Annotated in this window: 12 protein-coding genes and 1 tRNA gene; 3 read left to right on the top strand and 10 right to left on the bottom strand. The window is 36.7% G+C overall.

Annotation, left to right across the window (positions count from 1 at the left end):
- Positions 1-165: 165 nt before the first annotated feature.
- The gene (locus tag B2V92_RS16710) at positions 166-2,550 is read right to left on the bottom strand and encodes an outer membrane beta-barrel protein (RefSeq protein WP_293310196.1); all 2,385 of its coding nucleotides are present in this window, start codon (positions 2,548-2,550) and stop codon (positions 166-168) included.
- Positions 2,551-2,659: 109 nt separating this feature from the next.
- Between B2V92_RS16710 and B2V92_RS16705 the strand changes: the two genes are divergently transcribed.
- Entirely contained in the window at positions 2,660-4,114 is a 1,455-nt protein-coding gene (locus B2V92_RS16705) for a sensor histidine kinase (protein ID WP_293310194.1), read from the top strand.
- Entirely contained in the window at positions 4,101-4,793 is a 693-nt protein-coding gene (locus B2V92_RS16700) for a response regulator transcription factor (RefSeq protein ID WP_293310192.1), read from the top strand. The genes B2V92_RS16705 and B2V92_RS16700 overlap by 14 nt, the downstream gene beginning before the upstream one ends.
- A 29-nt stretch (positions 4,794-4,822) precedes the next feature.
- Here the strand turns inward: B2V92_RS16700 and B2V92_RS16695 are convergent, their stop codons facing one another.
- Together B2V92_RS16695 and B2V92_RS16690 are read right to left on the bottom strand one after the other, a co-directional pair.
- Positions 4,823-5,593: a tRNA(His) guanylyltransferase Thg1 family protein gene (locus B2V92_RS16695; RefSeq protein WP_293310190.1), complete on the bottom strand. Its 771-nt coding sequence runs from the start codon at positions 5,591-5,593 to the stop codon at positions 4,823-4,825.
- Complete coding sequence (locus B2V92_RS16690) at positions 5,583-6,029, bottom strand: AAA family ATPase (protein WP_293310188.1); 447 nt, start codon at positions 6,027-6,029, stop codon at positions 5,583-5,585. The genes B2V92_RS16695 and B2V92_RS16690 overlap by 11 nt, the downstream gene beginning before the upstream one ends.
- A gap of 273 nt (positions 6,030-6,302) precedes the next feature.
- Between B2V92_RS16690 and B2V92_RS16685 the strand changes: the two genes are divergently transcribed.
- Positions 6,303-7,562, top strand: a complete 1,260-nt coding sequence (locus B2V92_RS16685) for a TlpA disulfide reductase family protein (protein WP_293310186.1) — start codon at positions 6,303-6,305, stop codon at positions 7,560-7,562.
- Between the two features lie 183 nt (positions 7,563-7,745).
- Here the strand turns inward: B2V92_RS16685 and B2V92_RS16680 are convergent, their stop codons facing one another.
- From B2V92_RS16680 to B2V92_RS16650, 7 genes are all read right to left on the bottom strand, one after another.
- A complete protein-coding gene (locus tag B2V92_RS16680) occupies positions 7,746-8,861 on the bottom strand; it encodes a nuclear transport factor 2 family protein (protein WP_293310184.1) in 1,116 nt (371 codons plus the stop codon).
- A gap of 100 nt (positions 8,862-8,961) precedes the next feature.
- Positions 8,962-10,002 carry a helix-turn-helix domain-containing protein gene (locus tag B2V92_RS16675; RefSeq protein ID WP_293310182.1) on the bottom strand — a complete coding sequence of 347 codons (1,041 nt, stop codon included), beginning with the start codon at positions 10,000-10,002 and terminating at the stop codon, positions 8,962-8,964.
- Between the two features lie 301 nt (positions 10,003-10,303).
- Positions 10,304-10,391 (bottom strand) — tRNA-Ser (locus tag B2V92_RS16670).
- A gap of 95 nt (positions 10,392-10,486) precedes the next feature.
- Entirely contained in the window at positions 10,487-11,476 is a 990-nt protein-coding gene (locus B2V92_RS16665; RefSeq protein WP_293310180.1) for a YihY/virulence factor BrkB family protein, read from the bottom strand.
- An 8-nt stretch (positions 11,477-11,484) separates the two neighbouring features.
- The gene (locus B2V92_RS16660) at positions 11,485-11,892 is read right to left on the bottom strand and encodes an acyl-CoA thioesterase (protein ID WP_293310178.1); all 408 of its coding nucleotides are present in this window, start codon (positions 11,890-11,892) and stop codon (positions 11,485-11,487) included.
- A complete protein-coding gene (gene mltG / locus B2V92_RS16655) occupies positions 11,892-12,947 on the bottom strand; it encodes an endolytic transglycosylase MltG (protein ID WP_293310176.1) in 1,056 nt (351 codons plus the stop codon). The genes B2V92_RS16660 and mltG overlap by 1 nt, the downstream gene beginning before the upstream one ends.
- A gap of 18 nt (positions 12,948-12,965) precedes the next feature.
- On the bottom strand, positions 12,966-13,272 hold a 307-nt coding region (locus B2V92_RS16650; protein ID WP_293310174.1), incomplete at its 5' end, for a PASTA domain-containing protein.

The raw sequence follows: 13,272 nt of genomic DNA, 5'->3' as shown, positions 1-13,272 counted from the left end.
CATTTGAGATATTTTAAGTAGTCTTTTTAATTAAGCAGTCGTCACCCTGAATTTATTTCGGGGTCTTTCATGCTAAAAAGATGCTGAAATAAATTCAGCATGGCGAACGATAGGACTTAGTTATTTACAAAGAATTCTTAAAAATAAATAATTATGAAATTCTGATTACTGCGTCCTTTTCTTTTCTTCTTCACTGGCCGAAGTTCTTTTTCTGGCAGCTGCCGGATTTCCGCCCAACCGGTAAGAGAAACTTAATGTAGCACTGCGCGTATCATTCTTCTCATAAAAACCATTGAGTTGATTTTCGTAGTTAACATCAATACGGTAAGCGTTGCCATAAAATAGGTCGTTTACTGCCAAACGTAACGTTCCTTTGCCTTTTAACAAGCTTTTGCTTACACCTGCACTCACATCATAAAGTTTTGCAAGTTTATAAATACCCTGTATGGTGGGAGAGGAATACCATGCGCTGATTTCTGCTTTTAATCCCTGTGCTTTATTTATTGTAAAGGCGTGGTTAGAACTCAGATAAATCCCCCAAACATGGTAATCATAACGGGCCTGTAAGTATCCCGACTTTTCCTTGCGGTAAGAACCCTGTGCATAGTTGTTGATTTCCCACCACGAAGCCGGTTTGATCGGAAAGGAAGCTGAAATGCCCATCTCCTGGCTTAAATCGAGGTTTCTTTGGGTGTCATAAAAAAGTTTTGAGGCATTATCCTGCACGCTAATGTTGCTGAAATAATCAACTGTCCGCCTCAGATATAATGAAATATTATATTGTTGCTTATAGGTATAACCCAATTCGCCATTATAAATAAAAGCTGGTTGCAGTGCAGGGTTTCCTTCAAGATAAGTATATGGACTGGTATAGGACTTAAAAGGATTAAGTCTCCAGTATTCGGGTCTGCTGATCCTCGAATTATAGGTGAGGTTTACTTCGTGATCTTTATGGAATTTATAAACAACGAAAAGAGTTGGAAAAAGCTTAAAATAGTTGTTCTTATTGTTGCTATTTAATACGATCGATTTGCCATTTGTACGGGCATATTCGCCACGTAAACCTCCTTCAAAACTCCATTTTCCTACCTCACCGGTAAGACTCGCGTAAATGGCCGATATGTTTTCGGCATATTCAAAGCGGTCGCTACGGCTGCTCATCAATTCAGGACCGCTGGCTGGGTTATTATAGAAATCAAAACTGTTGCGAGTACGGATACTGCTGTATTTAAGCCCGGATTCAAATGTCCATTTCTTCCAGAATTTATCTGTATAATCCAGTTTTCCTGAGTAGATATCAATATTTTGGTTAGAAGGCGTAAAAATATGGTAATTATCACGCAGTAAACTACCGTTACCCAATGTTCCATAAGTATCAACCTGCTGACTGTTTTTATTTTGATAAGGCACATAATCTAGATCAACATTAATGTTTCTGCCATTGGTATCCAGCTTAATCTTGTAGTTAAGGTTAAAGCTGTACTGAGATGCTTTTCCATTGGATAAGTTTTGGGTGTGCAGAATAGAATCAGGTTGCACAGCATGATTATTAACGATGGTGGTTAAGATATTGTTCGGTCTGCTATTGGTGCCATTGTAGCCATTTACCAAAATGCCAAGCACCTGTTTATCGGTGAGATTGTAGTCTGCGCCGATTTTATAACTATTGGCGTTCCCTGAACGTAATCCGGACTTTTCATTCCTCCAGTCAGAATAACTGCCTAGAGTGTTATAGATAATGTATTCGCTTTCTGTATGGTCTTTTTTACGTCGGCTATAACCATAACTGCCATATACATTCAACTTATCTTTACGATAATTGAATACCATGCTTGAGTTATAACTGCCGTAGGTTGATTGGGTGTAAGCGCCAGAGAGTACCACATTAAAGCCATCGCCCTTTGGCTTTTTGGAAATAATATTGATTACTGCGCCACCCTGGGCATCGTATCTGGCTGTAGGATTGGCTATAATTTCTATTTTGGCAATATTATCCGAAGGTAAACTGCGGAGGTAAGCGGCCAGATCTTCACCTGATAGCCTGATTGGCTTATCGTCCATATAAATCACAACGCCTTTATTGTTTGCTGTTATGCCACCATCAAAGCGCGTTTGTACACCAGGTGCTTTCCCCAATGCATCCCAAACGGTTGCACCACTGGCTACTATGCTATTTTCTACATTAAATATCACCCGGTCTATTTTCCTTACAATAACCGGTTTTGAAGCCGATACCGTTACCTGTTCCAGGGTTTTATCATCACTGGTTATTGCTATTGTTATTGAATCGGCTGGAAGATTTAATGTTTTGCTGAAATTTTGATATCCAACCGCATTCGCAAGCAAAATATAAGCTCCTTTTAAAGGTTGTTGGAAGCTGAAGAACCCGTTTTTTGAAATCTGTACCGCTATAGTCGAATCTGCACGGCGCAGACTAATGGTTACCCCATCTATTGGTGCTCCAGATTTATCGATGATTAAACCTTTATGCAATTGCGCAAAAACCATCAAAGGAAAACAGCTGAAAAGGAGTAAGGTTAATTTTTTCATTCCTCAAAACTAGATGATAGCCTTGTTAAGCAAAGTTAATCTCGGTTAAATAAGGTTAAATCGTCCACTCACACTTCCATTGATAAAATGATTTGTTCATTTTAGGAGAATGAAATGGCTTAGGTCGAGATATGTTTTTCCGTTAGCGATCATTACGCTGATCATTAGCCTCTGTTTGCAATGTGCGTGGATCAGACAGCTATATCTTGCACAAAGAAAATCGGTATCAACCGAACTGGAATTTATTGTTAGTGACGCTTCAAAACAGATAACTTATAAGAGTATTGCCAAAGGGCATGAAAAAAGTGCCCGCTTTCAGCAATTTTTCCTTTCCCAGGAATGGTTGTCGCTTAGGCAGGCTTTTGATGAGCTAAAGGTAGACAACCTTCGGAGCCAGTTCCATTACGGGATTACCAATGATAGTTCGGTGGTTGAAATGAAAATGTCGTTCCTGAATGATGCCAAAAAGAAAATTGATCATAAAGCCAGCGCTGTTACCGATGGTAAATCGCAGCGCGAAGTTTCGATTGAAGATCAGCGTGATTTAAAAGTGATGGATAGCCTGATCAATCACCGGCTTGATCTCCTTGGCATACAGATTAATAGGAACTACGCCCTTTACGATTATTCGGAAGGAAAATTGGTAATGGGAAAAATACCAACTAAAACATCTTCTTCTTTTATCAGCGGGAAATATACTTATAACCTAAAGTTTCAGAACAGGTATCAGCTGGTGGTTCCAAATATAAGCTGGCTGATTATCTATCAAATGAGGTATTACCTGGTTTCGTCGTTTTTAATGTTGCTACTTACTGCTGCAGCTTTTTATTTGCTGATCAGGTTAATGAAAAACCAGCAGCTTTATGCGCAGGCGAGGATGAGTTTTACCAGTAACATGACGCACGAACTGCAAACCCCAATCTCGACCATCTCCGTTGCGCTCGAATCGATTAAAAAGTACCATTTAATTGATGAGCCCGAAAAACTGGAGAATTACATCAATATCAGCCGGCACGAATTGCAGCGCTTACAGGCCATGATCGAAAAAGTACTCAAGCAGGAGCAGATGGATCTGGGAAAAACAAAATTGCAATTTAGCCTCTTTGATATACAACCGGTACTGCAACAGGTAATATACGCCATGGATGTGCAGGTACGGGAAAAAAATACAGAACTCGTATTCCTGAAATCGGATGAACCCTGTTTCGTTAAAGGTGATGCCATGCACATTTCGAACGTAAGTTATAATCTGATCGATAATGCCATTAAATATTCGCCTGTACAATCTAAAATTGAGGTATCCTGCAATATTGCGGACCATAAATTAACGATCAGCTTTAAAGATAACGGTCCGGGGATTAGCGAAATTTACCAGCAACAGGTTTTTGAGCGGTTTTTCAGGATTTTTAATCAGGATAATATACACAATGTGAAAGGATCGGGTCTGGGTCTTCATTATGTAAAGCAGGTGATAGAATTGCATGGCGGCCGTGTTGATCTGCACAGTAAACCCGGAAAAGGAAGTAATTTTATGATTATTTTGCCATTGTATGAAGAAAATTAAGGTTTTGTATGCTGAAGATGAGCCTTTTTTGGCCCGTATTGTTCTGGATGGCTTAACCAGTAGTGGTTACGAGGTTAACCTGGCTTTAGATGGCGCATTGGCCCTGAAACAATTTCAGGAACAGAAACCTGATATATGCGTACTGGATATCATGATGCCGCAGAAAGATGGCTATACACTGGCCGCAGAGATCAGAAAATCCGATCCCAATATCCCCATTATATTTTTGAGTGCAAAAGCCCTTACCGAAGATGTGGTTATGGGATTTAAAAGTGGCGGTAATGATTACCTTAAAAAGCCTTTTAGTATTGATGAACTGCTGGTGCGCATGGAGTCGCTTTTAAAAAGATTTGGGCATACAAATAGAGAAGATAATAATCTGAACCAAAAATACCAGTTCAGGAGCTGTGAACTGGATCCGGTTGCCCAAAAGTTAAAAACTTCTGTAGGCGAATATTCGCTTTCCTATAAAGAAACCGTATTGCTCGAGTTATTATTGAAAAACCAGAACAGTATTCTGGAAAGGGAAGATGCCCTGATCAAAATCTGGGGAGAAGATAGTTTTTACAATGGCCGTAGCATGGATGTTTTTATGGCACACCTGCGCAAGCTTTTAAAAAGTGAACCCGAAATCCAGATCATCAGTTTAAGGGGAGTAGGATATAAGCTGATCTGCTGAAGTTAAGTGTTTAGATAAACTAACAAGCTTTATATGGCTTCATATTGATTAAGTAGATCATGTATAAAGTTATTATAATGCTCCCGCATGGGCAATTCAAAATCAGTGAACAAACTACGTTTATCGACTAAAACATGTTCTTTTGTTTTTGGATTAAAGCCTTCTTTTTTCAGGTTTTTCCAGTAAAAGCCTACTCCCCGTTTTTGCCATGCAGGAAGATTATTGAAATTGATACCGTATTGAAATAACAGTTCGTTTTTTGCTGCAATACTGATCCCCTCAATTTTAGAAGTTGCCTGCTTTACCGTATGATTATCTTGTCTTAAGCGCCAATAGCAATGTGCATTTAATGCATTTCTATGTGCATCTTCGTTACGCCATCTGAAATAATCTTCTACCAGATTTCTGTTTGGAAGCTCCGAAATGCGGCAATCAAAAGCCCCTACATTACCAAAAAGAGATGAAAATTTAGCGCTGGCTTCACCGGCCAGAAGAGAAATGTATTTCCTTATCTTTCTGCCAAAAACATTTTCATTGGGATGAAATAACAATGATATTTCATCACTTTGGGTATAACCGTAAATAACGTTGAAACCGCAGTTCATCAGATGTTTTACCGTTTCAACCATCAGATCCCTGAATTTTTCATCGAAGGGTGCTTCGAACGGATGCACTTCTTTTGTGAGTTTGGTAAAACCTCTACCATCAATTCTGGCTACAATATATACCTCAGGTACAATGCAACGATCCTGAGCGGTTTCATAAACCCTCATTTTAACATCTAAATCATCAAATTTCATCCGACCATGGTTTTATCGTAAATGTATTGTTTTCGGCTGTTACATAATATAGTTCGTCGAATCCTTCGCTAAATGACGGTAAATCTAGCTTTTTAAAGGTTCCCCTTATGCCAATTTCCGGGATCTTCTCCTTCCCCGAACGTTGATTATTGCGTTCAATGGCATCAGATAACTTCGATTGAAAATAGTAACCAGTTATTTTAAATTTATTTGCTTTTGCAATGCTGATATATTTTGCTCTTTCCTGTAGTGAAGGATTTGTATTATCTACCACAAAAGGCTGAGAGGTGAGCATGCAGGTTTCGATAAACCTAAGTTCTTTATTTCGGGTATTCAATAAATCCATGGAAATGTGAACATGTGTTTTAAAAAACTTCTCTTTAAAAAAAGTAGTTTTTCCCGTTGCCTGAATGCCACAAAATATGATTGCTTCCATAAGCTCAAATATTCAATTTTTGTGGATATAAAAAGAAGGATAATGGTTATTTTTCTTTATTTAACAATGTAATGAGCGGTTTAATTAAATTTAGGAGGCTATTTAAAGTTTTAATTTCTTTTGTATGGATGAATTGAGGTATTGCAATACCTGAAAGGGATGCTTGCAGTAATTAAACATCTTTAAAAGATCAACTGTGATTAGTTAGGCAAGAGTTATTCTGATCTAATTTTTCTTTAAAAAAATGCATAATTTTAATTCGAAAGAAAAAATATGCTAAATAAGATTGCCTTTATTTTATTGATTGCTTTAATGCTATCCAACTTTGTCGTAATCCTTTGCGTTGCACAGAAAACAGCGCCGAATAAAAGTTTTCAGATTTCCGGGGAATTGAGAGGTCTGTCGACCAAATTTCTCGTACTCCGTTTCGTTGATAACCGCGGTAAGGACATAACCGATACCTGCTATATTACAGACGGTAAATTTGTTTTTCGAGGCAATATTGAGGAGCCTACTTTGGCGATGATTACAGGAAGAGTAAATACTAAAAATTACGATGATCCCAATACATTACGCTTCTTTATTGAGCCAAAAAAAATATCAATTTCCATTGCAGAAGATAATTTTAACAATGCTCAAACAACCGGATCCGCTACCCAGACCGATATAGATTTGCTGAATAGACAAAATAGTGAACTTTTAATTAACCTGAGAAAGTTGTCTGAGCGGAGGGCAGCTTACAGCAGGAGCATAAGGGGATCATCCGATAAAGACTCGATTTCTTTGTTGGTGAAGGAACGAGAGCTAATACATTCCGAACTAATGGCTGTATCAAATAAGATCAGGTTTAATAAAATAGATTTTATTAAAAATCATCCTAAATCATATGCCAGCCCATATCTGTTCTCTGAACTTATCAACGACCATTCCATACCAATTTCTTTGATTAAATCCATATATCAGGGTTTCGACGGAAATGTAAAGCTGAGTAAGTTAGGGCAGGATAACCTGCTGAGAATTAATAACAGGGTTACAAGTGATGAAATGGAACTTGTAAAAAACAATTTCAATCTGGAAAAGGTTACTTTGAAAAATGAGTTGGGTGAGAAAATCAAACTCAGTAATTTTTTAGGGAAAAACCTGATCATAGTTGACTTTTGGGCAAGCTGGTGTGTACCGTGTGTGAAATCAAGTCCACACCTCAAAAAAATCTATAATTCTTATACTGAGAATGGCCTCCAGGTTATTGCAATATCGATTGATAAAAAATATGACGATTGGATCTCGGCCATTAAAAAAAATGGATACGATATTTTCGTCAATCTTCGTGATATTCCAGATCGGTTGCTTACTATAGAAGATCTGAAAAATACAGATGAAATACCTTTAAGCAGAAAATGGGGCGTCGACTATATTCCAAGTATTATGTTATTTGATAAGAATGGATCATTGATCTCAAGATTTGATAAAATAGATGATCATTATAAAATTATTGGCTTGGAAGAAAAGATCAAAGAATTTTATGGAAAATAAACATTAAATAGTACAATAATGCTTCTTGCCTTTACATTTATCCTAAAGTTTAAATATTAAAGTGATAAAACTCGTTATTAAATAAAAGTCCTTAAATGGATTTTAACTAAAGTTTCTAGTTTTGGAGTTTGACGCCCCGTTGTTTCGGTTACCTATCTGTGTTAAGCGCTGGTATGTTCTTTTCTAATTATTCTTCTCAATTAATTCAATAATTTTTAAAGCAACACCCTTTGATGATTGGAAATTTTGCCCTGTCACAATTCTGCCGTCTTGTTCAACATAAGATTCATTTCTCTTTGAAAAATTAAAAGTTCCTCCTCTTTCTACAATTGTCTTCTGAATCAGGAATGGAAAGTGTTTAAAATATTCTCCGTCCTGTTTTTCGAAAGAGTCGGGATAACCGCTTACTTTTTTTCCTTCAATTAAGAATTTGCCATTTTTAGTTTTTAGGTTAATTATGCCTGCTGTTCCATGGCATACCGAAGAAATAATACCATTATTATCTTGGTACACCTGCATAGCAATGCCTTGGATATCTGAATTTTCAGGAACATCGTACATAGCACTTCCACCTCCGATATAATGAACTGCTTTGTAAATTTTATAGTCAACTTCTTTAGGGGGTATTGTATGTTCTATGGCATACATAAAGTCTCGATTATATAAATATTTCTTCTGCAAGCTATCAGAGGTATTGATATAGGCCAAAGGAATAGCACCGCCCCTGGGGCTTACAAAATCAACAGTATAACCTGAACTTATAAAAGTATCATAGGCATTTACGATTTCGGCAAAGCTATTTCCTGTTGAAATTGTTGAGTTTCCGTAATAATGCGCATTGGAAACAATAAATAATATTTTTTTGCCTGATTTATTGCTGGTTTTGCTACTTGCAGATTTGCTGATTATTTTCCATTCGCCCTGAATTTTTTTTAGTAGAAACATATCCATAAATTCTTGTTTTTTTTCGGGAATGAGAATTTCAGCCTTTGCAATTGCAATGTCACTATAGGATTCTATCGATATGATTTTCCCTAAACGGCCGTTAAATACTCCTTTGTTCCCCTTTTGAAACCAGGTCAGATATTCTGAAATTGGAACTATCCATAAAGGTTTTTCTTTGTGGCTTAAAAAAAGATTGGCTTCTGAATAAAAAGCCTTATTGATATTGTCAGATTTATTATAGGATGTGCCTTCAATATAATTTTGAATACAGTTTTCAATCAGAGACTGTTCCGATTGTGAGTAAGTCAAATTTGACAGTAGTACAAATGTGATTGCAAGAAAGATTTTTTTCATAAACTTAGGATTTTAACGTTTTAAGAAATGTTCCTCAAAACTATATTGATCAAGTTTTAAATCATTCCAGGTTTATCATACAGGAGTACAAATGTATATTTTAGGAGTACAAATTTGTTTTTTGGTAATTTGAAGGCGTAGTTCCGGTTATTTTTTTAAATACACTATAAAATGTACTACTGGAATTAAAGCCAGATTCAAAACCCACGGCATCTATTTTGAACTGTGTACTTTCTTTTAATAACCGCTTTGCTTCATCAATTCGATATTCATTAACGAAATGGGTAAAGCTTTTATTCAAATTATCATTAATAAATTGCGATAATAATTGAGGACGAATATTTAATTCTTTTGCCAGGATTGATAAAGTGAGTTCAGTATTGGTATATACTTTTCTGCTTTCAAAAAGTATATTAATTTTTTCTTGAATTTCGATTACTAGCTTTTCATCTATTTTGTTTATGTATTTTTCTTTATTAATGCCCTGAATTATTGTTTTGTTTTTCGCATAATAAACAAGAAGTATTGAGATGTAAAAACTGAAGGAAAAAGTTAAAGCGCCCGAAATATATGAAGTATATCTAGCTAAAGAATAGGAGAGCCAAATTGCAAAAACACCGAATATAACCGATAATATCCAGGTATCCTGATAATTGATCTGATTACGTTTGGTTATTAACTTCTTAAAGATTTGGTTAGCCTCAAAGATGGATAATAGAATAAAAATAAGCCATTGAGCATTTATGAAGTAATAAATTATCCCTCTCCACACTTCAGGGTTTTCCTTGTATGGAAAAAGAAAACCAAACACGCTAATGGTTATCACTATTAAAGTGAGGCTATACTTTGCGGTAGAATGATTAAGGTTTTGAAGTATTGATCTAACAAAAAAATATAACAGGGGGCCAATTAGAAAACAGGCCGACAAACCTATTTGTAAATACGTTCTAGATAACTGTGGATTGAAATTATAAAATACTGATTTTCCTATTCTGATGCTTAAAGACAATAATAACAGTCCAAGAAATAAATCAGATTTGTTTTTGTTCTTTTTGAAGAATAATAAATACAAACTTAAAACAACACTATTAAAAACACCTAAAGCACTAAAAAAAAATAGTAATTGATTGCTAATGTTCATGAAATAGAAAATATACTTCTTCTAGAAATTGTTGTTTACAGTAGGTTAATATACTCGTTACTTTAATGCCTATATCTCTTCGATAAGGATATATACAAACTAAAACTATCGAGCAAGTTTTTTTACAATACTACATAAAAATATCAATATGACTAACTGCTTGTTTATTTGAGTTAATTAGGTAATAACCTCAATTGTGGCTTTTTTACGGGCCAAACCGGCTATCAATTTGATTACAGGCTGCGCCTTGATGAAATTCCGTAAAACAAAAAACCCGACTATTGTCGGGTTTCGTTCTTGTTGGCGGAAAGCGAGGGATTCGAACCCCCGGACCTGTTACAGTCAACAGTTTTCAAGACTGCCGCATTCGACCACTCTGCCAGCTTTCCGGAGGCAAAAGTACGAACTCCGCTTAAATCTGCAAACTATGAATGCTTTTTTTTTATATAAACTTGATAATTCCTTAACACAGAGGGAGAAAAAATTATTTCTTCTGGATGTTTTCTTCGATCGGCTCCGTTTTTTTGAATAAATTGAAGGTAGGACGGATAATTTTAACACTCCGCTTGCTTACGTCAACACTGGCATTGAGTTCGAAACCGATCAATAAAATCAACGAATTGAGGTAAAGCCAGATCATTACTACTATTAAGGTGCCAATAGAGCCATAAACCTTATTATAGGAAGCGAAATGATTGATGTAGAAAGAAAAACCCCAGATAGTGAGAAAAGCCAATATAGTGGCCAGCCATGAACCAGCACTGAACAAACGCCATTTTTTACTGTGCGAAGGACCGTATCGGTATAAAATGGAGATGGTAATAAAATATAGCGTAGCCAATAATGCCCAACGCGTAAAGTTTACTGTATAAACTAGAAAACTATCCTTTAAGTGCAGTTCGTCATTGATTTTATTGAGCAAAACCTCACCTAAAGCCATCGCGCTAATACAGATGATGATCGAGAAGCAGATGATAACAGTTAATATCAATGCAATTAAACGCTGCTTTAACCAACCCCTGGTCTCTATAATCAGCGATGATTTGTTAAATGCTTTTATCAGGTTTTTCACTCCATTGGTAGCAAAGAACATCGCCGATAAAAAACCGAACGACAACAAACCTTTATTTTGCTTTTTGATGATATCTTTTAAAGTGCTCTCAAAAGCGTCAAAAGCATTGTGTGGCAGCACCAATTGTATCAAATTTAAAAGTTGATCCTGGAAACCTTTAATCGGGATAAAAGGAATCAACGTAAATAAAAAGATAATGCCAGGAAAAATGGCCAGCATAAAACTATAGGCCAGCGATGAAGACTTGTTAACTAAGGCATCTTTACCAATTTCGCGGAAGAAAAATGTAGCAACGGTATATAATGGGAGTGGGCTAAAACCGGGCAGAATACACCCTTTGGTCCATTCTATAAATCTAGAATAGAACTTAAGATGTAATAATTGCCTGTGTAACCATTCCATTGCAGCTGTTAATTAAAAAATTGCGATAACTTTTCCATAAAGTTTTCGGGCGGGTTGGTTGGCTTATTCTTCTTCATGTCGACAAAAACAAGCGTAGTAGCCCCAATGTTTATTAATTCTTCATTTTCATTATACAGTTCGTACTCAAAGAAAATGCGGATACCCGGCAGGGTTTTAATAATGGTTTTAACGGTAATTTCCTGATCGTAAAGCGCCGGTTTAATGTATTTGCACTTCAGTTCCAATACAGGCATCATAATGCCATCTGCTTCCATAGAACTGTAACTCATGCCTAAACTGCGCAACATTTCTACACGTCCAACTTCGTAATATTGCGCATAATTGCCATAATACATATAGCCCATCTGGTCGGTTTCGCCATAGCGAACCCTGATTTTTGTACTGTGGCTATACATTATTTAAAGATATTTCTTTTGTTTAAAGCTTCACGGTATTTTTTTGCGTTGATTTCGTGTTCTGCTTTAGTTTCGGCAAAATTATGATAGCCCGAAAAATCTTCTTTGGCACACATGTAAATGTAGTTGTTTTTGTCGCGGTTTAATACGGCATCAATCGCATTAATGCTTGGCATCATAATTGGCCCAGGAGGTAAACCCGCATATTTATAGGTGTTGTAAAGCGACTGTACCTGCAATAATTTTCCGGTTACCCTTTTTACTGTAAAATCGTTATTGGCGAAAATCACGGTAGGATCGGCCTGTAATAAAATTCCTTTATTTAAACGGTTTAGGTATAAACCTGCTATAATCGGCATTTCTTTATCATATAGCGCTTCTGCATCAACAATTGAGGCCAATGTATATACCTGGGCAGGTGTTAAGTTTAAACTTGCTGCTTTTTGTTTACGGTCGGCATTCCAGAATTTATCATATTCCTTATGCATGCGCTCAAAGAAATCGGCAGGAGAGATATTCCAATACATTTCGTAGGTATTCGGAATAAACATGGCGTAAACGTTATCCTGGTTAAAACCATATTTACTGATCAATGCAGTTGAGTCTAAAACATTGATGAAACTTAATGAATCAGCCTCGAGGTTGCTGGCCAGGTAGGCAGCAAAATTCTCTTTCTTACGAATATTCTGGAACTTTAATTTAACAGGATCCTGGTTTCCGGCTTTAATCAGATTGATCAGTGTACGGTTGGTCATTCCCTTTTTCAAACGGTAACGGCCGGGTTTTACACTGGTAGCCAGGTTCATTTTTCCGGCAGCGGCTGTAAAAGTGCCAATGCTTTTTACCAGGTCTTTCTTTTTAATCTCAGCTAGTAAATCATCGTAGCTACTTCCGGTTTTGATGTATAAATATTTTTGGTTTTCGGTAATGTTAGGGGCAAAGTAAAGCCTGTAAAGGTTCAGTGCAAAGTAACCGGCAATTAAAATTACAACCAGCGCCACAATTATTGCCGCTTTTTTGCCGGTACTCATCGTCTTTTTTTCTACTTCAGTCATCGGTATCTTATAAGTATATTATTGTTGTTTATTGGAAAGGGTAATATTGATTTTGGTACCCAGTGGTACTTTGGTTAACGAATCGGCTAACATCGGATCCTGTTTTACGATAACGGCAGCGGCACTATCGGTTACCGGTCCATCATAACTGATGATACCAAGGGTTAAGTTCGAACCCCTTAAGCTGAATTTTGCTTCGTCCATGGTTAAACCCATTAATTGTGGGATATCCACTTCTTCGTTTCCGCGGCCGTCGCCAAGTACCAGATTGATCCTCGAACCTACCGGAACAATCTGTCCGGCAGTAATCGGTTGACCGCCAAAA

It is taken from the genome of Pedobacter sp. UBA5917 (assembly GCF_002432345.1).
GTDB lineage: Bacteria > Bacteroidota > Bacteroidia > Sphingobacteriales > Sphingobacteriaceae > Pedobacter.
This window is presented reverse-complemented; position numbering and strand designations above follow the sequence as displayed.

Excerpts from the sequence above, each read along its gene's own strand:
- B2V92_RS16710 (WP_293310196.1), bottom strand. The coding sequence starts at position 2,550 with ATGAAAAAATTAACCTTACTCCTTTTCAGCTGTTTTCCTTTGATGGTT.
- B2V92_RS16705 (WP_293310194.1), top strand. The coding sequence starts at position 2,660 with ATGAAATGGCTTAGGTCGAGATATGTTTTTCCGTTAGCGATCATTACG.
- B2V92_RS16700 (WP_293310192.1), top strand. The coding sequence starts at position 4,101 with ATGAAGAAAATTAAGGTTTTGTATGCTGAAGATGAGCCTTTTTTGGCC.
- B2V92_RS16695 (WP_293310190.1), bottom strand. The coding sequence starts at position 5,593 with ATGAAATTTGATGATTTAGATGTTAAAATGAGGGTTTATGAAACCGCT.
- B2V92_RS16690 (WP_293310188.1), bottom strand. The coding sequence starts at position 6,029 with ATGGAAGCAATCATATTTTGTGGCATTCAGGCAACGGGAAAAACTACT.
- B2V92_RS16685 (WP_293310186.1), top strand. The coding sequence starts at position 6,303 with ATGCTAAATAAGATTGCCTTTATTTTATTGATTGCTTTAATGCTATCC.
- B2V92_RS16680 (WP_293310184.1), bottom strand. The coding sequence starts at position 8,861 with ATGAAAAAAATCTTTCTTGCAATCACATTTGTACTACTGTCAAATTTG.
- B2V92_RS16675 (WP_293310182.1), bottom strand. The coding sequence starts at position 10,002 with ATGAACATTAGCAATCAATTACTATTTTTTTTTAGTGCTTTAGGTGTT.
- B2V92_RS16665 (WP_293310180.1), bottom strand. The coding sequence starts at position 11,476 with ATGGAATGGTTACACAGGCAATTATTACATCTTAAGTTCTATTCTAGA.
- B2V92_RS16660 (WP_293310178.1), bottom strand. The coding sequence starts at position 11,892 with ATGTATAGCCACAGTACAAAAATCAGGGTTCGCTATGGCGAAACCGAC.
- mltG (WP_293310176.1), bottom strand. The coding sequence starts at position 12,947 with ATGACTGAAGTAGAAAAAAAGACGATGAGTACCGGCAAAAAAGCGGCA.